This is a genomic window from Halobellus captivus (genome assembly GCF_007655485.1).
GTDB lineage: Archaea > Halobacteriota > Halobacteria > Halobacteriales > Haloferacaceae > Haloquadratum > Haloquadratum captivum.
Window position 1 is genome coordinate 199,621 of the sequence record NZ_VJXQ01000005.1, and the last position, 25,770, is coordinate 225,390.

General features: G+C 53.2%; 23 protein-coding genes. 13 read left to right on the forward strand and 10 right to left on the reverse strand.

Going from position 1 to position 25,770, the window contains the following annotated elements; translation table 11 throughout:
- Nucleotides 1–41 precede the first annotated feature (41 nt).
- Nucleotides 42–1,469, reverse strand: coding sequence for an acetyl-CoA hydrolase/transferase C-terminal domain-containing protein (locus tag FJT57_RS13505; RefSeq protein WP_238993998.1), 1,428 nt, complete (start codon nucleotides 1,467–1,469; stop codon nucleotides 42–44).
- Entirely contained in the window at nucleotides 1,466–2,026 is a 561-nt protein-coding gene (locus tag FJT57_RS13510; RefSeq protein WP_144906096.1) for a MaoC family dehydratase, read from the reverse strand. The genes FJT57_RS13505 and FJT57_RS13510 overlap by 4 nt, the downstream gene beginning before the upstream one ends.
- Nucleotides 2,027–2,308: 282 nt before the next feature.
- Here FJT57_RS13510 and FJT57_RS13515 point away from each other — a divergent pair, with 282 nt between their 5' ends.
- The 3 genes from FJT57_RS13515 to FJT57_RS13525 all read left to right on the forward strand — a co-directional run bounded on the left by FJT57_RS13515 (nucleotide 2,309) and on the right by FJT57_RS13525 (nucleotide 5,994).
- A complete protein-coding gene (locus FJT57_RS13515) occupies nucleotides 2,309–3,157 on the forward strand; it encodes an HpcH/HpaI aldolase/citrate lyase family protein (RefSeq protein WP_144906098.1) in 849 nt (282 codons plus the stop codon).
- A gap of 152 nt (nucleotides 3,158–3,309) precedes the next feature.
- A complete protein-coding gene (locus FJT57_RS13520; protein ID WP_144906100.1) occupies nucleotides 3,310–4,113 on the forward strand; it encodes an IclR family transcriptional regulator in 804 nt (267 codons plus the stop codon).
- Nucleotides 4,114–4,608: 495 nt separating this feature from the next.
- Nucleotides 4,609–5,994 (forward strand): MmgE/PrpD family protein, encoded by a 1,386-nt coding sequence (locus tag FJT57_RS13525; protein ID WP_162524361.1) that lies wholly within the window; start codon nucleotides 4,609–4,611, stop codon nucleotides 5,992–5,994.
- A gap of 27 nt (nucleotides 5,995–6,021) precedes the next feature.
- Here the strand turns inward: FJT57_RS13525 and FJT57_RS13530 are convergent, their stop codons facing one another.
- Nucleotides 6,022–7,014 (reverse strand): aldo/keto reductase, encoded by a 993-nt coding sequence (locus tag FJT57_RS13530; RefSeq protein ID WP_144906104.1) that lies wholly within the window; start codon nucleotides 7,012–7,014, stop codon nucleotides 6,022–6,024.
- An 85-nt stretch (nucleotides 7,015–7,099) separates the two neighbouring features.
- Nucleotides 7,100–8,047 carry an NAD(P)-dependent oxidoreductase gene (locus tag FJT57_RS13535; protein WP_162524362.1) on the reverse strand — a complete coding sequence of 316 codons (948 nt, stop codon included), beginning with the start codon at nucleotides 8,045–8,047 and terminating at the stop codon, nucleotides 7,100–7,102.
- Between the two features lie 122 nt (nucleotides 8,048–8,169).
- Here FJT57_RS13535 and FJT57_RS13540 point away from each other — a divergent pair, with 122 nt between their 5' ends.
- On the forward strand, nucleotides 8,170–8,853 hold the full coding sequence (locus tag FJT57_RS13540; RefSeq protein ID WP_144906108.1) for a thioredoxin family protein: 684 nt from the start codon (nucleotides 8,170–8,172) through the stop codon (nucleotides 8,851–8,853).
- A gap of 10 nt (nucleotides 8,854–8,863) precedes the next feature.
- Here FJT57_RS13540 and FJT57_RS13545 read toward each other — a convergent pair whose 3' ends face one another.
- Nucleotides 8,864–10,252, reverse strand: coding sequence for an FAD-dependent oxidoreductase (locus FJT57_RS13545; protein WP_144906110.1), 1,389 nt, complete (start codon nucleotides 10,250–10,252; stop codon nucleotides 8,864–8,866).
- 312 nt (nucleotides 10,253–10,564) lie between these two features.
- Entirely contained in the window at nucleotides 10,565–11,569 is a 1,005-nt protein-coding gene (locus tag FJT57_RS13550; protein WP_162524363.1) for an aminopeptidase, read from the reverse strand.
- A 278-nt stretch (nucleotides 11,570–11,847) separates the two neighbouring features.
- Here FJT57_RS13550 and FJT57_RS13555 point away from each other — a divergent pair, with 278 nt between their 5' ends.
- From FJT57_RS13555 to FJT57_RS13570, 4 genes are all read left to right on the forward strand, one after another.
- A complete protein-coding gene (locus FJT57_RS13555; protein WP_144906114.1) occupies nucleotides 11,848–12,612 on the forward strand; it encodes a carboxymuconolactone decarboxylase family protein in 765 nt (254 codons plus the stop codon).
- A gap of 130 nt (nucleotides 12,613–12,742) precedes the next feature.
- Complete coding sequence (locus tag FJT57_RS13560; RefSeq protein WP_144906116.1) at nucleotides 12,743–14,203, forward strand: aldehyde dehydrogenase family protein; 1,461 nt, start codon at nucleotides 12,743–12,745, stop codon at nucleotides 14,201–14,203.
- Nucleotides 14,204–14,280: 77 nt separating this feature from the next.
- Nucleotides 14,281–15,648 carry an MmgE/PrpD family protein gene (locus FJT57_RS13565; RefSeq protein WP_144906118.1) on the forward strand — a complete coding sequence of 456 codons (1,368 nt, stop codon included), beginning with the start codon at nucleotides 14,281–14,283 and terminating at the stop codon, nucleotides 15,646–15,648.
- A gap of 173 nt (nucleotides 15,649–15,821) precedes the next feature.
- Nucleotides 15,822–17,150 carry a CapA family protein gene (locus FJT57_RS13570; protein ID WP_162524364.1) on the forward strand — a complete coding sequence of 443 codons (1,329 nt, stop codon included), beginning with the start codon at nucleotides 15,822–15,824 and terminating at the stop codon, nucleotides 17,148–17,150.
- Between the two features lie 33 nt (nucleotides 17,151–17,183).
- On the opposite strand, the gene FJT57_RS13575 is transcribed toward FJT57_RS13570, so the two are convergent.
- Entirely contained in the window at nucleotides 17,184–17,915 is a 732-nt protein-coding gene (locus tag FJT57_RS13575) for an SDR family oxidoreductase (RefSeq protein ID WP_144906122.1), read from the reverse strand.
- A gap of 110 nt (nucleotides 17,916–18,025) precedes the next feature.
- Between FJT57_RS13575 and FJT57_RS13580 the strand changes: the two genes are divergently transcribed.
- Together FJT57_RS13580 and FJT57_RS13585 are read left to right on the forward strand one after the other, a co-directional pair.
- Nucleotides 18,026–18,817, forward strand: a complete 792-nt coding sequence (locus FJT57_RS13580) for an electron transfer flavoprotein subunit beta/FixA family protein (RefSeq protein ID WP_144906124.1) — start codon at nucleotides 18,026–18,028, stop codon at nucleotides 18,815–18,817.
- Nucleotides 18,814–19,767 carry an electron transfer flavoprotein subunit alpha/FixB family protein gene (locus FJT57_RS13585; RefSeq protein WP_144906127.1) on the forward strand — a complete coding sequence of 318 codons (954 nt, stop codon included), beginning with the start codon at nucleotides 18,814–18,816 and terminating at the stop codon, nucleotides 19,765–19,767. The genes FJT57_RS13580 and FJT57_RS13585 overlap by 4 nt, the downstream gene beginning before the upstream one ends.
- Nucleotides 19,768–19,840: 73 nt before the next feature.
- Here the strand turns inward: FJT57_RS13585 and FJT57_RS13590 are convergent, their stop codons facing one another.
- On the reverse strand, nucleotides 19,841–20,287 hold the full coding sequence (locus FJT57_RS13590) for a universal stress protein (protein ID WP_144906129.1): 447 nt from the start codon (nucleotides 20,285–20,287) through the stop codon (nucleotides 19,841–19,843).
- 326 nt (nucleotides 20,288–20,613) lie between these two features.
- Here FJT57_RS13590 and FJT57_RS13595 point away from each other — a divergent pair, with 326 nt between their 5' ends.
- The gene (locus FJT57_RS13595; RefSeq protein ID WP_144906131.1) at nucleotides 20,614–21,996 is read left to right on the forward strand and encodes an MATE family efflux transporter; all 1,383 of its coding nucleotides are present in this window, start codon (nucleotides 20,614–20,616) and stop codon (nucleotides 21,994–21,996) included.
- 511 nt (nucleotides 21,997–22,507) lie between these two features.
- Here the strand turns inward: FJT57_RS13595 and FJT57_RS13600 are convergent.
- Nucleotides 22,508–23,005 (reverse strand): hypothetical protein, encoded by a 498-nt coding sequence (locus tag FJT57_RS13600; protein WP_144906133.1) that lies wholly within the window; start codon nucleotides 23,003–23,005, stop codon nucleotides 22,508–22,510.
- 396 nt (nucleotides 23,006–23,401) lie between these two features.
- Here FJT57_RS13600 and FJT57_RS17215 point away from each other — a divergent pair, with 396 nt between their 5' ends.
- Nucleotides 23,402–23,527 carry a hypothetical protein gene (locus FJT57_RS17215; RefSeq protein WP_275264670.1) on the forward strand — a complete coding sequence of 42 codons (126 nt, stop codon included), beginning with the start codon at nucleotides 23,402–23,404 and terminating at the stop codon, nucleotides 23,525–23,527.
- A gap of 331 nt (nucleotides 23,528–23,858) precedes the next feature.
- Here FJT57_RS17215 and FJT57_RS13610 read toward each other — a convergent pair whose 3' ends face one another.
- A complete protein-coding gene (locus FJT57_RS13610; protein WP_238994000.1) occupies nucleotides 23,859–25,250 on the reverse strand; it encodes a cytochrome P450 in 1,392 nt (463 codons plus the stop codon).
- Nucleotides 25,251–25,292: 42 nt separating this feature from the next.
- On the opposite strand from FJT57_RS13610, the gene FJT57_RS13615 reads away from it, so the two are divergent.
- The gene (locus FJT57_RS13615; protein WP_203229190.1) at nucleotides 25,293–25,751 is read left to right on the forward strand and encodes a hypothetical protein; all 459 of its coding nucleotides are present in this window, start codon (nucleotides 25,293–25,295) and stop codon (nucleotides 25,749–25,751) included.
- The last annotated feature ends 19 nt before the right edge of the window (nucleotides 25,752–25,770 follow it).

A 25,770-nucleotide genomic window follows, 5' to 3' on the forward strand; every position in this document is an offset into this window, starting at 1 on the left:
ATCTGCCTGCTTATTATTCTGGTCAGTATGCGCCTGGATATCTAGGTGGTGTGCGGGATGTGGCCACCCTGTGTTTTCGCTTTTTGAAGGTACTCTCTCAGGCTGTCTCTATGATCCGGGTGAGCGCAGCTCTCAATGATTTCAGTGGCTCGTTCCAGTGGTGACAGGCCACGAAGGTCCGCTACACCTTGTTCGGTGACCACCACGTCAATGTCGTGTTCTGTGTGGTCGATATGCTCTGCTTTCGGGACGATTCGTGAGATCCCTTTATCCGCTAATACAGAGGGGAGCGTACAGACGGCAACAAGTGCATTCTGATTGAAATCAGCGCTTCCTCCGATTCCGTTCAGCACCGTCGTCCCCCCGACGTGTGTGGAATTTACGTTTCCATAGATATCGACTTCCACGGCGCTGTTGACGGCCATCACGCCGAACCGATCGATAACTGCCCCATTATTAGATACATCTGTGGGTCGGAGAACAATGTTCTCACTATATCGATCGATATCCTCAAACAGCCGTTTTTGTCCGTCTTCGGAAAGTGCGAGGGAGGTGGCACTCGTACTCGAAAGCCTGCCAGAGTCAATCATATCGAGCAATCCGTCCTGAATTACTTCCCCGTAGTAGATCACCTCTCGGCCGTCGAATGACATCTCGTTTAGTTCGCCCATCAGCGCGTTTCCTAGACTGCCAACCCCGAATTGGAGACGCAATGAATCGTCGTACACAGATGAGCGTTCCATCTCTTCACGGACGAATTCTCCAAACTGCGTTGCGATGGCTCTGTCCGTCTCTGTTGGTGATCGAAATGAGTACGGGGAATCTGCGCGGTCGGTCTCAACGACCGCACACAGCGCATCCGGTGAGAACTCTACTTTCGACTGTCCGATCCGGTCTCCCGGTGACGACAGCGGAATTGGTTCTCTCTCAGGAGGTGGTCCTGGCCGATAGATATCGTGCACCGCTTGGAGCGCGAGAGGCTGTGAGGAGTTGACTTCAACGATCAACTGGTCGACGCTCTCGACGAACGCTGGTGTCTGGCCGATTGACGTCGATGGGATTAACCAATCCTCGCCGACGGCAATTGCTTCGATGATCGCGATATCGGGATCTGCTAGGTTTCCATATTGGAGTTCATCAGCAACGTCAGAAACGTTTCTATCGTGATAGGCGACACGATTTTCGTTAATGGCTGCACGTAGCTGTGGCTGGGATTGATATGGGAACCGCCGTTCTATCTTTTCCGCTGTCACGAGTGCTTCGTCGATCTCTTCACCGACGCTTCCACCGCTGATAACGGTCAGCGAATGGTTCTGTGCACTTTCTGCGAGTGCTAGTGGAACGGCTTTGGGATATCCAACGCTCCCGAAGCCACTTACGAGTACAGTAGCCTCAGACGGGACCTTGGAAGCCGCCTCCGTGGCAGTCTGTATGGGTAACGCGCCGTTTATCCGGTTTTCGACGGTCACGATACGTCCTCCGACGTGGTACCAACGTCTTCCGGCCATCCTGGCGGTCGTTCCGCAGATGGTTTCGCGTACTCGCGCTTCAGCACCATCGGTGTACGCTCTAATGAGAGGACTAGTTCTCCATCTTGGTTGTAGGTCCGCAGCTTCGTGGTGACGATTCCGACGTGGTCTCGCGAAGAACTCTCACGTTTTGCGGTTACTTCGGACTCCGCAAAGAGGGTGTCTCCGTGATATACCGGTGCGTGATGTCTGATATCATCATAGCCCAGATTTGCCGTAGCGTTAACCGAGATGTCGATAACGGACATTCCGACTGACAGAGCGATGACGAACGTTCCATCGACGAGTCGCTCGCCGAACTCCGTTTCGGCGGCGTAGGCCTCGTTGAAATGCATTGGATTCAGATTCATTGTGATGTTTGTCATCCAGACATTGTCTGTCTCGGTTACGGTTCTACCAAACGGATGTTTGTACACGTCGCCGACCTCAAAGTCCTCGTAATACCTTCCGTGCCATCCCTCAACTATCTGTTTGCTTTTGGGGTCGTTGTCTGTCATAGTCGTAGACTTCAGTAATATGGTCTGAAGCAAGACTCTGTAAAAAACGTTCGTATCTCTCGGTTCGGTGGTGTCTCTGACGGCTTTCGCATCCTAGCGGAGAACCACTGTACGGCGTTCAATTTGAGCAGTCTACGTTACAGTAGTATCGACCAGCACTGTTTCGCGGGAATACTGTCCAATCTGTGGACTCACTCGGCTCTGGAATGAACCGCAACCGAATAGAAGTCCTTCAATTACCCGACCGGAATCCTTATTTTGAAATCGCTAATCTACGGTCGTATGCCCCGAAGAAGTGTATTATTCACGCCTGGTAACAAACCGGACCTGTTCAGCAAGGCAGTCAAAGTGAGCCCTGACACGGTCGTTTTTGATCTTGAGGACGCTGTTCCATCAACACAAAAAGATTCGGCGATCGGTGCCGTTTCGAGGTTCTTGACAGAGGTTTCAACGCCCCCCGGTACGGAACTCTGTGTCCGTCTCAATCGGGGAGATGATGGGATAGCCGAGCTCCAATCGTTCAAACGGGATGGTGTACTTCCGAACCTTGACGCCGTGATGCTCCCCAAAACAGAGTCTGTAGCTGATGTCAATCGGATTGGACAGGCGCTCCCCGATAAGGGTGACTCACTCAAGGTATTCGCTCTCATCGAAACTGCAAAAGGGATTCTTTCGGCCGCTGAGATCGCAAGTGGATCGCAGACTGACGCATTAGTATTAGGTGGTGAAGACTTTGCAACGGATATCAATGCCCGGCGCACGGCGACAGGAGCAGAGATACAGTATGCCCGTCAGCACTTGATTGTGGCAGCAGCTGCACACAATGTGGATGCGATAGATACGGTGTATACCAACTATGAGGATACTGAAGAGCTTCAGAAAGTATCGAAGCAAGCCGTGGATTTGGGATTTGATGGGAAGCTCGCGATCCATCCATCACAGGTAGAGGTTATCACCACTGCGTTCACCCCGGACGATGCAGAGATTGCTTGGGCAAAAAAGGTCGTCAAGGCCAACAAGGACGCTTCTGATGGCGCATTCAGTGTTGACGGTCAAATGATCGACGCACCGGTACTCAAGCAGGCTGAAAATATCCTCGAACGGGCAAGCGATAATTCTACAGACGGGTAACTACCACCGTCTCAGCTGACTCTCTAGCAATTACCCATACTACTGCGGTAACGGATGTCGGATTACGATTCTCCACGACCTCTCAAACTTATCGGAACCCGCGCGTCGGCTCCGTGAATGGGTTTAATTATCTTGGATATCTATCCTCTGATATGGAATCTAAATCAACGCTCACCACCGTCACGCGGGCATTCACTGTTCTTGATATTCTGTGGGAACACGAAAGCTTGACCCCAAAAGAATTGGCTAATAAGATGGATATTCCTTTGAGTACCGCGCATAGCTATTTGCACACGCTTGCGGAAACAGGATATGTGGACCGAGAGAAGGGCCGTTATAAACCGGGGTTATTATTTTTCACAAACGGCAATAAATTGAAACACCGAGAAGCACTCTTCCACAAAGCCAAACCGGAGCTGCAGCGAATAGCCAACGAAACTGGGGAAGCCGCTGTGCTCCACATTGAATACAAGGGGAAAGCGGTTGTATTTCACATCGAAGAGGGGTCACAAGCAGTTGATGTTGGAATTTACCCTGGGATCAGTGCACCGCTACATACGATTGCAGGCGGGAAAGCTATCCTCGCACACTACTCTCAGGATCGTGTTCGCGAAATTGCGGAGAAACGAGGTCTGGACCCCGTTACTGAGCATTCAATCACGGACCTCCCGACGCTCACTGATGAGTTAGAGGCTGTTCGAGAGAATGGATACGCTGCCGACTGGGACGAGCAGGTGATTGGAATGGGGATGGTTGCCGCGCCACTTCTCATCAACAAGGCGGATTCCAACAGCGTTCGGGGCGTTGACGTCGACATACTTGGATCAGTGACTATCAACTGCCCAACAGGGCGTATTCGTGAACAGGAGTATCGGACTAAATTGATACGATACGTCAGAGAGGCTGCTGATACAATTATTGTTAATTACCAATACGGCGGTGGTGGTTCCACATAGCGAATCTGCTCACCGAGGCAACCGACGCTTAGATCACCCATATTTCATCCCTCAACGGAGTTCAGAGGGCTGGATCGTGAGAAGCATCCGTCCGCTTTGGATGCTCCGAGTTGACAATCGAGGATACGAGCCGGGCATACAATATCCAATATTGCCGGATTTGAGTTTAAATTTGGATTGTGCACTGTGGAAATAACAAGCGTACATCTATGATATCCTTTGGTAGTTCGATCGGGATTTTTGGTGTCTTGTTCCATTTGGTATCTCAAAACCTAATTGTTATTCGTTCACAAGTGACCTATGGCTTGTAATGTTAATTCATACCACATCCGCATATGTGGGATCTATAAAATAACTGCCAATATTGAGCTATATTCTCCGCTTATCAGCCTTCACATCCTGTTTGTAGTGCTGGACCCATCGGCACAGTACTACTCACAGAACGACCACATCCACCAGTAATTATTTGTGACTACTCCGCTGATCAATCGATCAGTGTCCACCAGTAATTCATCCGCAAACGACGATCTCGTAGATGCACTATGCTCGTTCGCCACTGAGCTATCATACGAGGATATTCCCCCAGAGACGATTGAAACGGCGAAACTCCGGCTCTTTGATTCAGTAGCGGTCGGTCTGATGGCCCTCAAAGAGGAGCCCGTACAACGACTGGTTTCCCACGCAGCAACGAAAAGTAGTACTGAGAACGCGTCGATACTTGGAACAGATCAGACCGCCTCTCTGGAGTATGCCGCTTTCTCCAACGCTGGAATGATTCGATACCTCGATTGGAACGATACATACCTGACAGCCGAGGCTGCTCACCCATCCGGTAACGTGGGTGCCATCTTGGCAGCCGGTGAAGTTAATGAGAGCAACGGGCGCGACATACTCTTGGCAACAGTTCTCGCTTATGAGATCCAGTGCCGACTTTGCGACCTGGCCAGCTTTACCGGCAACGGGTTTGATCACGTGAATTACGGTCTGGCCTCCATTCCCCTCGCCGTCGGGAAACTGATGAACCTCTCGAAAAAGCAGCTAAAAGAAGCTGTGAGCATTTCGTTAACTGGTCACCTCGGGCTCCTGCAGGCGCGACAAGCCCCGCTCTCGGAGTGGAAGAGCTTCGCGTTTGGCAACGTTGCGCGCAATGGGGTAGTCGCGGCGGAGTTGGCCCAGAGTGGAATCCGGGGTCCATCCCAGGTATTTACCGGGACATACGGTATTGATAGCGTTGTTGATCCTGGTTTGAATCCCGCTGACCTGGCCCTTAGTGATGGGTTTCTAATCGACAAGACACATCTCAAGCGGTACCCAATTTGTCACCACATCCTTGCTGGTATCGACTGTGTAACCGACATTGTCGAAGAGACAGGTTTAGATCCCACAGACATTCGCTCCATAGACGTAGATACCTACGACATCGCGATTCGAGCAACTGCCGGATCCGGAAGATGGCGTCCGACGACTCGTGGTACCGCAGACCACTCGCTTCCCTACTGCCTCGCACGGACGCTTATCGACGGGACAATCGGTCCCGATGAACTTGACGAGAGCCGATTGGAGGAAGACGATGTCGTGGCATTGATGGATACGATCGAGGTTCATCATGATGAGTCATTCACCGAGCGATACGGAGATACCTTCTCACACAGGGTAACTATCGAAACAACCACTGACGAGGTTGAGCATCGTGTCGATTATCCCCAAGGGCATTTCAAGAATCCGCTCAAAACCCAGGATGTGGCCGACAAGGTTCTCAACCACTCCCACTGCTCACCAACAGCCGTCGATGATCTCCGAACAGCTATCGAGGAGATCGACAGTGCGACCGATATCAGCGATGTACTTCGCTCCGCGGCTAGAATAGGCCAACAAATCTAGAGATACGGTAGCGGCGAAGTTTCCCGCCTACTTGTGACCCACAACATTGACTGCATTATAGGGCTCCTCTAGGTAAGTGACGTTGCTTTTCGACAGCGAGATTTCCAGTGCCTCGACTGCATCTTCAAGGTGCTCAATACTTGTCACGCCAATAAGAGGGGCATCAACGTAGTCATTCTGGAATAACCACGCGAGAGCGATCTGGGCCATACTCACACCCTTCTCTTCAGCGAGCGCCTCCACACGCTCGTTGATTTCGATTCCGCCGTTGGCTCTGTAGGCATCGATGCGTTTGCTGATCCGATCATCCTTGCTGATGTGCTGTCCGCGTTCAGTCCGAGTAAATTCCTCGTGCGGTCGAGTTAAAAACCCACGCGCGAGTGCGCTCCACGGGACGACGCCGATTCCTTTCTGTTCACACAACGGAAGCATCTCCCGTTCTTCTTCCCGGTAGGTCAAATTATACTGATTCTGCATCGTCGAAAATGACTCGGTGTGTAGGATCTCGCTTTGACGTAGCGACTCTGCGAACTGATACGCCCACATTGAGCAGGCACCGATGTTGTGGACTAACCCGTCTTCAACAGCCGTATCGAGTGCTTTCAGCGTCTCATCAATCGGAGTGGAGTAATCCCACCGGTGAATCTGATAGAGATCGACTCGGTCCATCGAGAGGCGGTCTAGACTATGTCGTAGCTCTTGATCGATTGACTTTCGGGAGAGTCCACCAGAGTTCGGGTTGTCCTCGTCCATCTGTCCAAGGACTTTCGTTCCAACGACGAGTCGTTCCCGATCGTATTCGGAGAGCACATTCCCGAGGACCCGCTCTGAATCTCCGTAGGAGTATACGTTTGCAGTATCGAAAAAATTGACACCCAAATCAATCGCTCGCTCGATTATCTCTCTGGACTGTTCCTCACCAAGCACCCAGTCCCGTCGTGCGTTCGAGCCGAAGCTCATACAGCCAAGACAAATCTTCGAAACAGTCATCCCAGTCTCACCCAGTGTGGTGTATTCCATACCCGACCAATGATCGACTTGTATATAATTCCTCACCCGACTACCTCAGCGAATCGGTCCGGTGACTCGCCAGGGTCAGTTTCAATTAGGCGGTGTAAACCGGGTCGTCAATGTCAACTTCGACCTCGTCATCAGATTCGAGGGAGCTTCCTGTCCACTCCTCGAATACCTTCACCACGGCACTAGATCCTTCGTCGGCGTATCCGCTCGCCGCGGCAGCAGTGTAGAGCTGCAGTATCGAATTCGTAACGTGCATTGGGAAGTCGATGTCTTCGCCAGCCCGGAGCGCAAACCGAAGATCCTTTTGTGAAGATTTCACCGGGAAGCTCGGGGAGAAATCCCGGTTCAGCGCAGACGGCACCGCAACCCTAAACATCACCGAACTACCCGCACCATACTTCAGCGTTTCAAAGAGGTCCTGACTGTCGAGGCCTTGCGCTACGCCCAGTGACAGTGCTTCGAGTGAAAGGACCACGTGTCCTAGCGCCATGATATTGCTCACAAGCTTCGTCGCTTTTCCGTTCCCGACGGCACCCATATAATGGAACTCCCGTGACATTGAAGCCAACACTGACTGGATGTCTTCATCGTCGTATAGTGCTCTGTCGCCGCCGATGGGTAGCACCATCGTCCCATTTCGGGCGAATTGTGGCCCGCCAGAGAGAAATGGAGCATCCAACATTTCAATACCTCGCTCGTCGAGTTCCTTTGCGAGCTGTCTCGCTGGTTCTGGTGGGATCGTACTCTGTTCGATGCACACTAGTCCGTCGTGGGCACCCTCAACGATTCCGCCGTCCCCAAGGTACACCTCTTCGACGATTTCGGGGTAATTGAGTGCGGTTAGGAGAATATCTGACTCTGCAGCGACTTCGGCTCCCGAAGCAGCGATGTCACCACCGTATTCGGAAAGTGAATCGCAAGCCTCCTCACTGATGTCGAACCCGAGTACGTCAAAGCCATCATCTATCAGACACTTAGCCACACTTCCGCCCATACTTCCAAGTCCTATCTGGCCAACAGTAATCTCCGGCATAGCGCTGAATTCTCTTCGTGATATAAGTATTTGTTGGGGCATTACCGGTAAGTGGGGTACTGAACGAGAGGATTGGAACGGGGATCAATATTTAACCGGCAGTAATCCCAAGCCCCGATCGTATGAATGCCGAACCTCACGTCGATCCCGAAAACCTCCTCGAATCCCTGATCGAGGCAGGCGTATTCCAGTTGCAAGCCGACTCAATCGCGTTTTCTGATGATTTTCTCCGAGAACTCGATCGGACACGTGATCGCCTGAACGGAACGAGTCGGGACGACAAGCGACCCATCGTCGATGCAGTGACAACGGACGCAACAGAAACAGACACTCTACTAACGCTGAGTGATCAAGTACCAGCTATCGTTCCCGAATATCTGACGCTCGCCGAACAGACCGGTTTGACACACACCGACCGGTTGCGGACACTCCCGTTCTTCGATACCGTTCTCAATTCTCCGCCAGACGGAGGTGCCCCCGAAGCGTTCGTTTCAATCTCTGGAGAGCGACTCCCGCTCTACGTACTGCTTCACGATACGGCGATCATTTACGTTTGGCGCGACGATTGCCCGCCATGTGAAGAGGTACGCACAACCTTCGACGCCATATTTGATTCTGCACCAACTGATATTGCACTCTTTGCGACCTATGGGCCTGACGCCGCAAAAAAATTGGATGAATGGTACGATGTGGTCGGCGGACCCGCGACGCTATTTTTCTCCGATGGGCAGGTCGAAGCACGAATGTATGGTGCGTACGCCCAGTCCGTCTTGGAGACGGAGATCGATCGTCATCGAACCGACTAACGGCAGCGCCTCAGTGTTGACCGGATACCGTCTGTTTCGCCCGCTTCGCTGCGTGCTCTCCTGCCACTCGTCCCGCCGCAAGTCCAAGTGAAAGGCCACCGCCATAGTAACCTTCCTCCGTGCGTTTTCCAACCTCAACTCCGGCGGCATACAATCCTGGAATGGGTTCCCGTGCAGACTCACCGTTTGTTTCCGGCTTATACGGTAGTGTGCTTGTAGAGACCGTACGAGACACAACCTGGGCATTTTCATCGATATCGAGGCCGCCGACAAAATACAAAATGGCTGGCAGCACCTTGACTGCGTAGAACGGTGCACGGTCGATCGGATCCCGGTACCCTTCCCGTGGTGGTTGGAGTGCCGTGTCGCGTTCACCGCGAACAACGGCGTTGAACTCTGTAATTGTCTTGTGGACCTGATCCCCGTCGACGCCCTGTGCATCAAGTTTATCACACAGTTGATCGAGAGAGTCGGTCTGGATTACCGTACCGCCAAACTCCCGGGCCATTTCAAGCCGTTCTTCGACTGTGCTTTGGTACCGACTATCCATCTCGTATATGTCCTGATCGATGATCAGGTAGACCTCGCCTTCAACGTCCTTCAGATAATCCTTCACGAATTTATCACTCTGGGAGGCGGAGGCCGATTCATCCGTGAATCGATATCCCTCGGTCGTGACTGCGATTGATGACGTGTCGTATATCTGCCCACAACGCATATCCTCGAACGCGATCTCTGCTGGCGGTGAGGGACGTGTTACCCCGATCGGCTCGGAGAGATTTTCGGTAGACTTCGCTCCCACCTCTTTCGCCGCGAAATACCCGTCGCCCGTTGACCACGGATCACGCCCCAAAAGGAGGTCAGAGTGTGGAAAGTACTCTGAGAGGATCGCTCCGTTCGCGCTCCGACCACCGGCAGCGAGAACGACACTTGGCGCGTTGATCTCAAACGGCTCGTTTTCCGGCGTGGCTGCGACCACACCGGTAACCTCTCCGTCTTCATCAGTACGCAATTCCTTGAACGGCGTTTCGGTCAGCAACTCTCCACCCATCTCCTCGATAAGCTCCTGCATTCGATCGGCAAACTGAGGTGGATTGATCCGAATCCGCGACGTTACGGATTCTCCGTGCTCCCATTCCTGCATCCGGTTGACCTCGACGTCGTTACCTTCGAGCCACTGCAGCCCGTCTTCGATCGGTTCAGATAGGTCGACGTTTCGGTCTGCGTCTTCGTCGACCGCGATGTACCCTCCTGTGACACGTGTCGTCCCACCAACCTTGTCTCCTTTTTCCAGCACAATCACGTCTGCACCCTCTTCAAGCGCTCTAACCGCAGAAACAAGGCCACCCATTCCCGATCCGACGACTACGACATCAGTGTTTCGACTCTCTAGACGCATACTACGTTCACAGGCTTACATTGTCATATAGATTTGGAAATCCACAACCGAGCCGTGTTGAGATGCCAAGACCAGTGAATTTCGCAACTTTGGTTATTGAGACCACGTCCGTGCACCATCTACGGAGACAGGTGCTGTTCCGGATTTATCCTATGTGAACAGCACCGCATCCGAATATCAGACACGTCTGAAACACTAGCTGAGTAACGTTCCATCACTGATCGCGGTTACAACTTGTTCAGTTGCGGTCAATGACTGATCTGGGTCGTGTTGATATGGTTTTGAAACGCCGTTGACTGCGGATCGCGTTGCTTACAGCACGTACTCACCCTCGTCGAGGATTGTGGTCCCATCGACCTCGACAGTTGGACTCATTAGCACCAGATCGTGGTGGACTGGTGAGTAGACATCTTGACCGTAAGCCGCACCACTACCGATAGCCGTATGGAACGTCCCCAATGTCTTTTTGACTACGTTCTCGTCCTCTGATTCCATCTGGATGGGATTTGTTCCCAGCGCGATTTCGGCGATATTGCCCCCATTGTTATTTTCCTCGACGGTGTTGCCGACCATCCGAACGTACTCGCTGTTTCCGGATAGGTTCGTCACACGTCCGTCCTCAACTTCGACCTCCAGCGGCGATTCCGGCCAGCCGTGATCTTGGACCGGACCATCGACGACAAACGTGCCGTTCGCGCTCCCCGCATTCGGTGCCTGTCCGTACTCTCCCCACGTCATAGTGGTAAATCCGCCCGGTTCAGTGGCAAACCCACCGCCACCGTGGGGTCTGCCGTGTTCGTCAATGCGCATCGTGACATCTGTCCCCTTCTCGCTCGTGACGTGAGCCACCTCTCCGTCGTTGAAGACCTCCGCTATCGCATCTTGAATCTCCATAATACGCTCGTAGTCGGCCTCGAGCGTGAATGGACTCGTCAGTGTCTCGTAGGACCGTTTTGCCATCACGAGTCCGCGGTGTTCGCCCTGTTCGCGCAGCGTATCTGGAAATTCGTGGTGAGTGACCGACGCGATTGTCGTCAGCGTGATCCCGATCAGTACATCTGCGGCCTCAATCCCAGCTTTGGCCACCGCTGTCAGCGTATCACCTTCTTCTTGCCCGGGTGCTTTATCTTCGATGACGATCAAGTTTGTCGTCGCACCGATCTGTCTCGCGATGCCGAACATTGCATCGACGATCTCTCCGTTTTCCTCCATCCCTGATTCATCCGCGATAATAGAGACGTGTTCCCCCTCTTGTACGTTAGTGAATTTGGTCAGTGCCAAGTAGGCGGTACGAGTTGCTTTGTGGGTCTTTCCCATATGCGTAGCGGGCATCGCCTGAGTCATTAAATTTTGCGTCACGCTCCTGTCGAGTTTATTTTGCCTGGATAACGTTGATGTGCCTGGTAAAACGCGCACATCGTCTGGTCCGCCAAACTTGCATCAAGGAGCCGAGTTCAATATCCGGACGTCTTCTGTTTTATTGGAATCACCACTCCTCAGTGCGTGGCCGCTATCATTCAGTGTCCGACTGTTCATCCGATCAGTTGTTAGGTAACGCAATTTTATTAGAAGGTGCTTAGTTGTAGCCGGTATAGATGGTGAGCGACCAACAGCTAACCGACCAGCAACGCCGGGTCAAAGAACAGTACAGGGATCGTCGGGGCTTCTGGGTTCCCCAAGATTATCTCCTCCAGGCGGACCCGGCGTTCCTCGAATATTACCTCGACTTTTCTGCACACCCGAAGGACGTCCTTGGGACGAAGTTGAAGCACCTGATCCACATCGCCATCGATTGTTCCGTTACACACCTCCACGTCCCAGCGACGCGGGCTCACATCAGTATGGCTATGCAGGATCACGGGGCTACGTTTTGGGAGATTTTACAGGTGATAGAGCTCGCGAGCACCATCGGGGTCCATTCAGCAATGGAGGGCTCACAGATACTTCGAGAGGAACTCAATGGAGAGACGGGAGACGCCACGGATGGGCACGGGAGAGTCACAGCAGACCGGCCTGTTGGCGACTGGGCGGATGCGTTCGAGGCGATTTCGGCATTTGACGAAGATTGGGCAGAGTATGCGCTCGAGTACTGGATACACCCAGTGGAGAACGGCCCGCTTGACGACGTCGACTTGGAACTGATCTGTATTGCCATCTGCGTTTCGCCGACCTACCTTAACGCAGATGCAGTCCGGCGGCACGTCAACAACGCCCTCGATTGTGGGGCCTCCACTGATGAAATTATGGCTGCTATTGAGACGGCAAGCGTGCTCAGTATGCACACAGCGAGCGATACTGTCTCAGTCCTCGTCGAAGAGGCCAAGAAGTGTGAGAAACTCCCGGATTCGATCGACGGCTGATCGGTAACCGATTCGAGTATTGAACAACATAATTCGGTCCCTCGATCCCCGTTTCGTGCCGCACTTTTCATTGATAGCTGGTTTCCCAACCCGGGGAAATATATATGCGTGGGGAGGATTTCAACCTCGTATGGGACAATTTGAGCCACCAGAGGGTAAATTACGGGAGGAATACGGTTTCTTCATCGACGGAAAGCCGGACACGCCTGTCGACAGAGAACGCTTCGAAACCGTCGACCCTTCGACGGAACAGCCGCTTGTCGAGATCAGTGCAGGAACCGAAGCAGATGTTGACCGCGCTGTATCGTCTGCACGACAAGCACTAGATGAGTGGCGTGCGACCTCAGCCACGGAACGGGGTCAGGTGCTCTTCCAAATTGCGGATGCGATTCGAGATCATTCGGAGATGCTGGCCGTCATCGAGGCACTGGAATCTGGCAAACCGTATACACAGGCGGTGTTCAGCATCAAAAGCTGCATCGATTACTTTGAGTATTTCGCTGGGCTCGCCGACAAGGTACAGGGCGACACTATCCCAATGGGATGGGAGTACGTCGATTTTACAATCCGGGAGCCGATGGGCGTTACCGCCCACATCACGCCGTGGAACTTTCCTACGAGCATCATCGGGCGTTCGATAGCTCCGGCACTTGCCTTTGGGAACACTGTGGTCCACAAGCCTGCCGAAGAGACTTCAATCAGTGCGCTTGAAGTAGCCCGTCTGGCGGTTGATGCTGGTCTCCCACCGGGAGTGTTCAACGTGGTTCCCGGCAGAGGGACGGAGGCTGGTGCCGCGCTTGCTGGCCACCGAGATATCGACAGCCTCACCTTCACCGGCTCAGTGGAAACCGGCCGTGAAGTGGCCCGATTGGCGGTTGACAACGTTGCAGCACCTCACTTGGAACTCGGTGGAAAAAGTCCTCACGTGATCTTCCCGGACGCCGATTTCGACGCCGCAGTTCCTAGCATCCTCCGTGGGATATTCAGTGCAAACTCCGGACAGTCCTGTACGGCAGGTTCTCGCCTCCTCGTACACCAGGACATTCACGATGAACTGGTCGACCGCGTCGTTGCGGCCGCAAGCGAACTTACACTCGGTCCACCGATGGATGATCCAGATATGGGACCGTTAGTCTCCGCCGCCCAGTACGAACGCGTCACCGACTACATTGAGATCGGCAGGGAAGAGGTCGGAGAGCCGATTATTGGTGGCGCACCTGACCGAACCGGATACTACGTCGAACCAACAATATTTGACGGTGTGAGCAACGATTCGCGGATTGCACGTGAGGAGATTTTCGGGCCGGTGCTGACCGTTATCGAATTCAGCGACGAATCTGAAGCGCTCGAAATCGCCAACGACACAGATTACGGACTCGCAGCCGGTATTTTCACGAGTGATGTCGGCAGAGCTCTTCGGTTCGCACGGAACATCCAAGCAGGGTCCGTATTCGTCAACGAGTACTATGCTTTCGGTACTCAAACTCCGCACGGCGGCTTCAAACAAAGCGGGATCGGCCGAGAGAAAGGTCTAGAGGCGATCAGAACTTACACACAGACGAAGAACGTCGGCATAAATATCGAAGTATAACCGCTCCATTCGACCACGCAGACTTCTGTTTGTTTCCAACTGCCACCTTTATTTCTGACCACGCCGTGCCCGACAGTATGCCCGATGAATCAGTCGTCGATCATCTCGCTGAGTACGCTTCGAATCTTTCCTACGCTGACCTTGACGACAATACGGTTCGGATAGCGAAGGGGCGAATCCTCGACACGATAGTATGTGGAATCGGAGGTGCACGGAGTGAAGACCCGGCACTCGAACGGCTCATCGAATTTTCGGCTTCTCAACCGGCCAAAAGATCGGGCCGGATTCTGACTACACAGAAGGTGGCTCCGCTTGAGTACGCCGCTTTCGCTAACGCCGGGTTGGTTCGCTATCTCGACTGGAATGACAGCTACTTGAGCTGGAACGATCGATACGAGTCGCCATCCGCTGGTCATCCGTCAAGCAACATCGGTGCGCTCCTGCCGGTCGTTCAGGCCACCGGGAGTGATGGTCGAGAGTTGCTAACCGCGACCGTCCTCGCCTACGAGATATACTGCAGACTCATCGACGAGACCGCGTTGCACGTTGACGGAATCGATCATGTGACGATCGGACAGGCATCCTGTACGCTCGCGATCGGGAGACTTCTCGGACTCACTGAAACGGAGCTCGCGGAGGCGGTGAACATCGCGCTAAGCAGTCACATAGGCCTGTGGCAGGCTCGAGCTGGGGAACTCACAGAATGGAAGGGTCTTGCATTTGGAAACGGCGCTCGTAACGCTGTTGTAGCGGTAAAACTAGCGAAGTCAGGACTCTCTGGCCCGACGCACGTAGTTGAAGGTGAGTCCGGGTTCTCGAACCTCCTCACACACCCCATCGATATCGAAGTCGGTGATCTTGCTGGAAACGGGGGAGACTTTTTGATCGCCGATACGTCGATCAAACCCTATCCGGTCTGTGGTGGCATTCAGGACGCGATGGATGCGGTCTTTTCTCTGTTAGCGGAACAAGAGTTCCACTGGACGGAGATTGTCGGTATCCAGATGGGTGTCTCAAAACACACTATCGACGTGTGTGCAACGGGCGCGAAATGGAAGCCGCAGAATCGAAACACCGCGGATCATTCCCTCCCGTGGTGTGTTGCCCGAGCACTGATTGATCAAGAGATGGGACCCCAGCAGTTCGCCGAAAAGAACATCGACGATGAACGGGTACACACACTTATTGACCGAATTGAAGTAACAGAACACCGCGACCCGTTTGTACTCCGAATTGAGACTGAAACAGACTCCTTCGAACGAAAAGTCAGAGAAGGACCCACCAACACCTTCGAGCTGAGAAGCGATGAAATGCGAACCAAGCTTCGTATCGCAGCCGGGAACCGATTGCCAACAGACCGTCTCGATGCAGTAATCTCGTGGATCGATACGCTTGAGACAAAGGAATCGATCGATGATCTGTTTGATCTGGTTGAATTTAGCTAATCTACTTCCGTCGGCTTTCACTAACCCCGATAATGGACCGTAATTGTCGCTGTCCGATTCCGGCACGTGAACCGAATCTATAAGCAGACTGGTCCAGTACGCTACTCACAAGATGTACAGCCCCCATATAGTGTCAGCCGGGCAGAAGATCAGTCCTGAGGAGGTCATTATCTGTGACTGACTCAATCGCGATTTCGGGCGATTCGATTATCAACCGCCGTCTCTCGTCATTGAACGACCCCGGACTTAACGACATCGCTGAGATATTCCGCTCCGCGGATGTCGGCTTTACACACTTCGAGACACTCATTCACGACTACAACGATGACGGTGTCTACGCAGCAGCCGAGGCGGGTGGGACATGGATGCGGTCGCCATCATTTGTGGTTGAGGAGTTACAGTGGCTCGGGATCGATGTAGTCTCTCACGCCTCAAACCACGCGCTTGATTACGGGTATGGTGCTCTCCGACGCACGTGGGACGCGTTTGATTCCGCAGATTTCCCCATCGCCGGAACTGGTGAAGACTTGAGCGAAGCCCGTGAACCTGTGTTTCTCGATACTAACATAGGACGCGTCGCGCTCGTATCGATGACCACATCTTTTGCGCCGTGGAGTCGCGCGGGAGCAGCGCGGTATGATCACCGCGGGCGACCAGGATTGAACCCGCTTGGGTTCCATCACGCGGTGGATAAGCCGACGCTGGAACGCATCAAATCACTCGCCGAACAGCTCGGGTTGTGGATCACAGAACTTCGTGACGGTGAATGGGCCCTACACCCCCCAGGGCTACATAATACGCTCACAAAATTTTACGAGAGCGACCACAAGAAACCCCAAATGATCGCGGACGAACGTGACCGCGAGGGAAATCTACGGGCGATTCGCTCTGCAGCAAGACAGGCTGACTTCGTCATTACGCATCTCCACACCCACGCGTGGGATCCGGATGGTGGGCTCGCCGACCCACCAGCATTCGTCCAACAGTTTGCCCGGGACTGCATCGACGCAGGGACCGATCTCTTTGTCGGTCAGGGAAGCCACGTGCTGCGTCCAATCGAAATCTACGATGGAAAACCGATCTTCTACGATCCCGGGGATCTGATTATGACGAACAACACTGTCGATCGGCTCCCTATGGAGTTTTACGAGCGATTCCCGCACACATTGGATGTTGACCCGCACTTGGCTTCTCCGTCTGACGGTCAGGCTGCTCGGCCCACCGCATACAAGCGTGCAATCTCCCCACCCGACGGCTACTTGGGACCACCGTTCGGCCGTCGCCCTGTGGTTCCCGTTTGCGAGTTTACCGACGAGGGGCGCGTACAAACGATCACGCTCCATCCTGCACGGTTGCAGGATGAACCAATCTCTCACTCCGGGATCCCAACGAAACCATCGGTCGCCGAGGCGGAAGCAATCATTGAGTACATCAGTACGATCTCGGAACCGTTCGGAACCAACGTCTGCTTCGAGGACGGAACCGGCGTTATCAATGCTTGAATGTCGAGGTTTCCCGATTGAGTGAGTCTCAGTTCAGAAATCTCTGAACCGGTTACGACGGTACAGATCGAGTTCACTCACGGTCAGCGGTTCTTCTTGTGAGGCGGCGAACGTAATCGCCGATGCGATATCTTTTGGACTCGCGATCTTCTCCTCATCGAACCGCTCTTTCATCGCTCCGTCAGCGAGATTCGTGTGCACTTCCGAGGGGTTGATTACTGTGATCGCGACCTCATCATCGGCGATCTGTCCGGCAAGGCTCTTAGCGAACCCCCGGATCCACCACTTTGTTGCCGCGTAGACGGGTGAGTACGGTCGAGGGAAACAGCCTGCGTAACTCCCCAGGAAAATTATGTTCCCACTGACGGCTCGGATGTGCGGAAGCGCGGCGCGAGTCGTAAAGAACGTGCCGTCAACATTCACGCCCATTTCGGCGCGGTACGTTTCCGTCTCCATTCCCTCAACCTCGTCGGATAAAGCCACGCCCGCGTTGTTTACGAGGATATCGATGCCGTCGAACGTTGATGCCGCCCGTTGGACCGCGGCCTCGACTTGGTCTTCAACCGTGAGATCTACCTGAATTGGAACGAGTTCCGCTCCCGTTTCCTCCTCTAAGTCGTCAAAATGCTCACGGAGGTCTTCTGCTTCGATGTCGAATCCAATGACGTTCGCACCCTTGTGGGCAAACTTTCGCGCGGTTTCCGCTCCAATACCGGACGCCGCCCCTGTCACAACTACCGTTGAGGTCTCCAGCGAATTCACCATAACCTACATATTCCACCATATAGTACTGATATATAAGTGACGGTGACGGCAGACCTTTTTCAGCGAGGGAAACAAAATCTTCATTACACCGCTAGTGGTAGCTCGACGGTGTGAAAATCCTTGTCACAGTCAAGGAAGTCGCAGAGGTATACGACGACTTCGAAATCTCGGGGCTTGAGGTTGCTGAATCATCGCTGAACTACACTCTGAACGAATGGGATAACTACGCCATCGAAGAGGCAGTATCGTTCGCTGAATCAAACGACGATGTCGAGGTAGTCGTCGTTTCTATCGGGCCACAGCGGTGCGAGGAAACCATCCGAATGGCCCTTGCAAAGGGAGCGGATCGTGCCATCCGGGTTTGGGACGACAGGCTCACTGAGCAGAGTCTAGTCAGTCCCAATGTGAAGGCAACAATTCTCGCCGCAGTTGCACGTGAGGAGGATCCAGACATCGTTCTGACCGGCGTTCAGGCAAGCGACGATGGATTCGGGGCGACGGGGGTGGCACTGGCTGAGGAACTCGGATACGAGTGGGCAGCAGTCGTGAACGCTCTCGATATCGGATCGGATAGCAGTGTTGCGAGCGTTCACCGGGAACTCGAAGGTGGTATCGAGGAATTTGTCGATATCGAGTTGCCTGCAGTGTTTACGATCCAGACGGGGATCAATGAACCCCGCTACGCCAGTATGCGGGGTATCCGACGGGCTCAGGGCCAACCCCTGAACGTCAAGGACTTAACTGACCTGGGTCTCTCGGAAAGCGATCTTGACTCCTCTATTCACTTACTTTCTATGAATGAACCCGAAAGCGAATCAGAAGTGCGGTTCCTCGAAGGAACCCCCGAGGAAACAGCCACGGAGCTTTCTGGCGTTCTGCAGGAGTTGGGGGTGAAAGAATGAGTGTGCTCGCCGTCGCTGAGCATCGGAATGGTGAGATCCGCGACGTGAGTTTTGAGCTCATCACTGCTGGGCGTGAACTGGCTGAGGACCGGGGCGAACCTCTCCACGTGGTCGTCATTGGAAACCCGGTCGACCACTTTGCTTCGGAGCTAAATCTCGATGGGGTAGACACCGTTCACACTTTTGATCGCAACGAGGAATTCAACCATAATGTCTACCTCCAGGTGATCGTCCAACTCGTGGATGCGATTGATCCGAGTACGATTCTCCTTCCACACACGTCGAACAGCTTGGATTTCGCTCCTGCTCTGGCCGTTCGACTTAATCGTCCGATCGTCACTGACGTGGTTTCGATCAAAACCGAAGATGGTCTCATTGTGACCCGAGAAATGTACGGCTCGAAAGTCGAGACCACGATCGGTATCAGAAGCGACCGTTCCGTGATTACGATTCGGCCATCGGAATGGGATCCCACTATCGCACCCGGGAAGGCCGCTGTTGAAGCGGTTAATGTATCGATCGACGAAGACGCGATTCGATCGACAGTAACCGGGTTCGGTGAAGTAGCAGCCGGAGATGTCGATATCACCGAGGCTGACGTGCTCGTGTCCGTCGGCCGGGGTATCGATAGTGAGGAAAACCTCTCTCTCGTCTTCGATCTCGCGGATGCTCTCGATGCGACTGTCGCAGCCTCGCGGCCAATTATCGACAACGACTGGCTCCCTGCCAACCATCAGGTCGGTCAGTCAGGGAAGGTCGTCTCACCGCAGGTGTACATCGCGATCGGTATCTCCGGTGCCGTCCAACACGTGGCAGGAATGAAAGACTCCGATACGATCGTCGCAATCAACAGTGACCCTAATGCGCCAATTTTTGATATTGCCGACTATGGTATCGTTGATGACCTCTTCGACGTGGTTCCGGAAGTAATCGAGCAGTTCGATTTGTAACTCCAGCGTCGAAACGATACGTATCGTCAAAACCCTTGTTGATCCGAACTTGTCGAAATCTCAGAACACGTACTCAGGAATCTAATTTGGACACTACAGGGCACTCCGCTTGCAACAAGATGTTCTGTGCGGTGCTTCCGAAGACCGCCTTCCCGGTCGGGGACCGACGGCGGCCGCTAATGACAAGGAACCGGGGGTCAACAGCCGACACCTCTGCGAGTATCTGGGTTGTGACGTCTCCAACCCGTCCGCGTGGGTCAAGTCGATCCTCATCAAGGTCCTCAATCGTATCTTGGACGAATTTTTGTACAAACCGCTTGGCACTGTCCTCGTGCTGTGTGAATGAGATATCATTGAATCCCGAGATCTCCCGAAGCGAATCCTTGTGTGCCTCAAATTCTTCCTGTGGGGCAACGTGTAGTGCAATAAGTGTATCGTCGTATTTCTCTGCGAGATCGTAGCCGATTTTTACAACCTGCCTTGACCGTTCATTTTCATCAACCGCAGCTAGGATAGCCATAGTGAAATGAGACACCGAGGAATCAAATAAATTTCTATCAGCAACAGGAAATAGTTCGACTATCGATGATGTTACTTTCTGCGTTAGTCTTGGCTCTATTCGCCCCGCTGTTCCGAGGTTGCTACCGCCGGGCTAACTTAGATTATCATAAATTTATCAACACTGAAAACTTTGTGACCGTACCGCCGTAGATATTGACCGGTCTCGATTCCTTGGTCGAAAACAGCCTGACGGTACTCTTCCCCAGAGTCAGTAGAGAGTATACATACAGAAGTGCTGTCTTTTGAACCACCCTCTTATACATACAGTACCTCTTTTAGGACTGTATGCTATGGATCCCGGACCGAGCTTTCTCAATTTGGTCACGGATGTTGACTCTCGGATGGCCCATTGCTGTTCAAGAGATGTTAAATACGCTAATGCGAACTGTCGATATTATTGTCACAGGCCTTTTCTCACCTGCTGCGGTAGCCGCAATTGGGCTTGCAGATTTGTATGCACAGATTCCACTTCGAGTCGGACTTGGGCTTGGTGCAGGATCAATTGCTCTCTCAAGTCAAGATACAGGGCGAGGTGCTACGCTAACTCGTGATGAATCGATTACGCAGGCTCTCCTCATTGGTGCAGTTTGCGGTATCCCAATAGTTATTGTCGGACTCTTATTTAGTCATTCACTTATCGAGATACTCGGTGCTAACTCAGCAGTTGTACGCCAAGGAGGGATTTACTTAGCAATCATTTTTGCTGTTGCACCGATGAGAATTATCGGGCTCGTTGGCTCTCGCGCGCTTCAAGGAGCAAGTGATACACGGACGCCTATGCTCATCAATGTCAGCACAAATGTCATCAATATCCTGTTAACAGTAAGTTTGGGACTTGGGATCTGGATCGCGCCGAGGTGGGGGATAATTGGTGTTGGCGTTGCCACCGCGATTAGTCGAACATTTGAGGCGTTCGCAACAGTTTCGGTGATTGGTCTGGGTTGGACATCTCTCTCATTCACTCGACCTGAATCGTTCACGATTACTCGGCAGCTGATCACGATTAGTATTCCAACCTTCGCAGAAGGAATGGCTACCTCTCTCGCAAACTTTCCATTCAATGCACTGTTGTTGTTATTTGGCACCGAAGTAAACGCTGCATTCCATATCGGCCGACGGATCTATCAGCAAGTGAGCGGTCCGTTACATCGAACGTTTAGTACTGTGACAAGTATTATGGTTGGCCAAGAATTAGGAGCGGGAGATCCTGGTAGTGCACGGAATACTGCAACTGTAATCCTCGGATTCAGTGTTATTACACTCACGATTGCTGGTAGCATACTATTTGTGAGTGCTAATCAGATTGTGGGGCTATTTACCCAGGATGCGTCAACACTCAATTATGCAGTCACGTTCACGCGAGTGTTTGCCGTATCAATGTTCCTCTTCGGTATTTTCTTCCCTCTTGCGGGCGCACTTCGGGGGGCTGGTGATACCCGGACACCCTTCTATGCACGTTTAATTGGTTCCTTCGTAGTTATGCTTGGAGGGTCCTATCTGCTTGGAATTGTACTAAATCTTGGATTGATGGGGATTTATATGGGGATTGTTCTGTCGTATATTTGTTGGGTTATAATTATTGGTGTGGGATTTCTCTGGGGTAGTTGGGAGAATACTGCTGAATCGATGATCTCAGAACGAGTACAGATCCAACAACATCGCAACTGAGATTCCAATTCGATAAGCGGTTCAGATCGGCGTGTGAGATACAGAGCGTGAATCGCTCATCGGCGTAAACCTATCCAACAATATTTCGAACAATATGCTGTATGGGGCCCAACTACTGGACGATCACAGACTTCATCAGTTCACCTTTTGACGAACTTCGCGAAAGGCCACCGAGACCGCAGACATTGATGATCGAGTGTATCCCATTGTCCCCGGGCGACCGTCGTCAGCTACCACGCCTATCAAGGAGTCGCAGCTGTTCCGTTCCAAGCGTTGATGAGGTGGAGCGACCAGTAGGCACGGAAAGCTCTGCTGTCTGGGTTGATTCGGGGTCACAGGCCGTTCGAGTTTCTCATCCAGCTCTGGTCAAGTTCTTCCCCCGCCGTCTGCAGATTCGCCGACCGTGGGTGCATCGATCCCTTGCCGACAGGTGTCGGTTCCGAGGACGGGAACAGCGGCGAACTGAGCGATGGCGAGAACAAGCAGGTGACACAACCAATCGAGTATTGGATCATTCACAGTCAGCACTCTGGTACCACGAAACCTCGACCCGCCACCTGTCTCCACCTTTCGTCAAATTTCTACTCAGAGCCCGCACCACGTATCGACCCTCGGTTTCCGTCGCGATATCGTAAAGGTTCGACGAATCCCGGCCCTCGAGGACGACCTCGCCGTCCGGGTCGACGATCTCGATAGCTGGGAATCGACCATTGGTTCTCGAGCGAGGCTCGGTACTGTAGATGGAGACGTCGAGTCTCCTGTCTGCGTCCATATCGATGTGCCACTCGACACTCGAGTGGCCGACAACACGAGAGGTTAGTTTCCCCGAGAGACTGAACGTGTCTTCGAAGAGTTCTGCCTCCTGACAGTCGTAGTCGAATTCGGTCGTCGCTGGATCGATCGTGTACTCCCCCCTGACCTCACCACCGTCCCGGTCTGCGGAGAGACAACCAGCGAAAAATCCGATCCCTCCTGATGCGATGCCACCGATGAATACTCGGCGTTGCATAATTTCGATTCATCGGACTACTGTAAATACCTTCGCCAGAAGTAGTACGTTTTCCTGATGAATCGGCTCATTCCCGATCTAGACGATCGTTAATTGTCCAACACTGGCCAATGGGTGGGTACCGAATACGCTGGTTATGGCGACATCGTGGTTCCCCCCGAGAGAGTTCCTCGACGACATCCCGAGAGTTCATTCAGTACAGCCATTGTGAGGATAGTATGCTCTAATTGTCAAATGAGTTTTTGAACTTACCTCCGCCCTGTTTGGTGGCCCTGAGAAGCGTGGGATCAGTCAAACCAGTGGTGAACGACGGTTGAAACCGGCCACGCTGGCACTGTCGGGGTCCTGGCCAAGGTACGAGGTCGAACGTACGTCCAGATTCCAGCGTTGAGAACAGTGCTACTCGACGACGAACTATCGGGTTGTACCACCATCGACGACGTCGAGATCGGGCTCATCGAACTCAAGGTCCTCCGCGACGGCATCCGGAAGCTCTGGGCGGGGCAATCCTCGGATTGGTAGTGACGTGGTTTGCCGCCACCGGCAATCCCGTCTTCACGCCCGTCTTCCTCGTGAGCTTCGGGATCTATCTACTGTTGACTGTAGGGATCTCATATGGATCGTACCGGTACGCAATTCGACGATATCGACACTGTATGCTCGATTAACTGCACTGCTGACAGCAGCGGGCGCTCGTAATATATGTCGTCTTCTTGGTACATCTGACATCCTCTACTGACGATCTCCAGATAAGTAACGCACCATCCCGTTTTTGATGATTCGATGAAAACTATCTTTCCAGAAAATCGCAAGACGGCAATAAGTCACAACAATACTCCTCTGATCGCTTCCCTCACCGACTGCGATCCTCTGCGTCATCGTTTCCTAGCTTGATTTCGATCGGCTCGCCAGGCTTGAGGTTCGTGCTGGCGATTAGGTCCGGATTCGGGTCGGATGACAGTTCGAACGTGTACTCTCCGAGAATCGTCGCTAGGACGACCTTCATCTCCATCCGTGCGAAGCGCATCCCGATACAGTGACGGGGCCCACCACCGAACGGGAAGTACGCGTATTCTGGCCTGTCGGTATCGCTGGCGAACCGTTCCGGACGGAACGTCTCAGGATCGTCCCACCACTTCGAGTCACGGTGGACAGCCCATTGTGGTATGACTAACGTCGTGCCAGCAGGAATATCGAAGACCTGTAGTTCTACGTCCTGCGTCGCTTCGCGGAAGAACATATACACTGGAGGATAGAGACGCAGCGCCTCGTCGATCACGGACTCCAGTCGTTCGAGTTCCGGTAGGCTTTCTGCGGTTACGACGCCCTCACAGACCGCACCCACTTCGGCTTGGAGCTTGGCTTGCTCGTCGGGGTGCTGAGCGAGACAGAGTAATGTGTACGTCAGTCCTAGAGCCGTCGTCTCGTGCCCCGCAAAGAGGAACGTAACGATGTTATCACGGAGCTCTTCTTGGGTCAAATCGCCTGCCTCGACAAAGTTCACGAGGATCGATAGTAGGTCATCGCCACGGTTCTCGGGGTGTTGTTCCCGGCGCCGGTCGGCTAGCTCATCAACGAACGTCTGGAGTTCGGTGAGTTTCCGTCTATACCGCCGATTCGTCGGTGTTGGAATCCGGTCTGGAAGAAACGACCAGAACCGACTCGTATCGAATCGTGCGAGGATTGCATCCGATGCCTCCGAAATGACGGGGTTCTCCGTCACATCCACACCGAATAACGTCCGACCGAGCACGTCGATCGTCGTCCTAGTCATCCAGTCGTTAACGTCGACGACCATCCCGTCGCGCCACTGTTCGACTGTCTCTGCTGCAGTAGCACGCATCTCGGGGACGTACGTGTTCAATTGTTCGCGGTAGAACGCTGGTTGTATCTGCGTCCGCTGGTTCCGCCACTGATCGCCGCCGGTCAAAAATACCCCTTCTCCCATCGCGTCGGAGAGGTTCCGGGTTAGAACCTCACCTTTCTCGAAAGCCTCGTGGTTGTCAAGGAGCACCTGCTGGATCGCATTCGGGTGGGCGACCATACACGCGTCTGTCCCGAATACTTCGTAGCTTGCGACGCGACCATAGTCATCACGCAACTGCTCATAAAAATCGAGGATGTCACGGCTCAAATCAACAGTGTTGCCGATAACTGGCAGTCCGCGTGGACCGGGAGGATATGTCACTTTTGAACTCATATATACGTATTTTCGATACTCGAACTCCGGCTTTCTGTCGGACACGTCCACCTCTATTTAACTATCGTTGGAGATAACCCTCTAGTAATGCGGTACCTCCAGTTACAGATCCGGATCCCCCCCGGGGCACGGCACCCAATGCACCAGTTCCTCACCGAGCAAAATTCGATTCAACGGGTGTACCTGCGGCACTGGAACTTCTCGAACCCTGAGTACGTCGCTACGTTACTCCAGATCGTCGGAAACGGTGAGAACGGACGTGAGGAATACCTCGCGGCACTCGAAGCCACAGAGTCCATCCAAGAGTTCGATGTGACACTGATCGATGACCGCAGTTTCTATGTCTACATCCGGGAGAGTGGTGAAGGATTCGCCGGTCGTCTTCGGGATCTCCTCACCGATACGGAACTGCTCATCGTGCCACCGGTCGAGTACGGCACTGACAGTGAGATGGTCTTCGAGATCGCCGGTGAACAGGACGCTCTCAAGCGTCTCGTCGCTAACCTCCCGGATCACCTCTCGGTGTCTGTCAACGGTCGTGTTTAGTTAAGGATGAAGGGTGAGG

Excerpts from the sequence above, each read along its gene's own strand:
- FJT57_RS13575 (WP_144906122.1), bottom strand. The coding sequence starts at position 17,915 with ATGGTGAATTCGCTGGAGACCTCAACGGTAGTTGTGACAGGGGCGGCG.
- FJT57_RS13550 (WP_162524363.1), bottom strand. The coding sequence starts at position 11,569 with ATGGGAAAGACCCACAAAGCAACTCGTACCGCCTACTTGGCACTGACC.
- FJT57_RS13520 (WP_144906100.1), top strand. The coding sequence starts at position 3,310 with ATGGAATCTAAATCAACGCTCACCACCGTCACGCGGGCATTCACTGTT.
- FJT57_RS13510 (WP_144906096.1), bottom strand. The coding sequence starts at position 2,026 with ATGACAGACAACGACCCCAAAAGCAAACAGATAGTTGAGGGATGGCAC.
- FJT57_RS13590 (WP_144906129.1), bottom strand. The coding sequence starts at position 20,287 with ATGGCTATCCTAGCTGCGGTTGATGAAAATGAACGGTCAAGGCAGGTT.
- FJT57_RS13615 (WP_203229190.1), top strand. The coding sequence starts at position 25,293 with ATGCGGTACCTCCAGTTACAGATCCGGATCCCCCCCGGGGCACGGCAC.
- FJT57_RS13585 (WP_144906127.1), top strand. The coding sequence starts at position 18,814 with ATGAGTGTGCTCGCCGTCGCTGAGCATCGGAATGGTGAGATCCGCGAC.
- FJT57_RS13545 (WP_144906110.1), bottom strand. The coding sequence starts at position 10,252 with ATGCGTCTAGAGAGTCGAAACACTGATGTCGTAGTCGTCGGATCGGGA.
- FJT57_RS13515 (WP_144906098.1), top strand. The coding sequence starts at position 2,309 with ATGCCCCGAAGAAGTGTATTATTCACGCCTGGTAACAAACCGGACCTG.
- FJT57_RS13540 (WP_144906108.1), top strand. The coding sequence starts at position 8,170 with ATGAATGCCGAACCTCACGTCGATCCCGAAAACCTCCTCGAATCCCTG.
- FJT57_RS13560 (WP_144906116.1), top strand. The coding sequence starts at position 12,743 with ATGGGACAATTTGAGCCACCAGAGGGTAAATTACGGGAGGAATACGGT.
- FJT57_RS13530 (WP_144906104.1), bottom strand. The coding sequence starts at position 7,014 with ATGGAATACACCACACTGGGTGAGACTGGGATGACTGTTTCGAAGATT.
- FJT57_RS13535 (WP_162524362.1), bottom strand. The coding sequence starts at position 8,047 with ATGCCGGAGATTACTGTTGGCCAGATAGGACTTGGAAGTATGGGCGGA.
- FJT57_RS13595 (WP_144906131.1), top strand. The coding sequence starts at position 20,614 with ATGCTATGGATCCCGGACCGAGCTTTCTCAATTTGGTCACGGATGTTG.
- FJT57_RS13555 (WP_144906114.1), top strand. The coding sequence starts at position 11,848 with ATGGTGAGCGACCAACAGCTAACCGACCAGCAACGCCGGGTCAAAGAA.
- FJT57_RS13600 (WP_144906133.1), bottom strand. The coding sequence starts at position 23,005 with ATGCAACGCCGAGTATTCATCGGTGGCATCGCATCAGGAGGGATCGGA.
- FJT57_RS13565 (WP_144906118.1), top strand. The coding sequence starts at position 14,281 with ATGCCCGATGAATCAGTCGTCGATCATCTCGCTGAGTACGCTTCGAAT.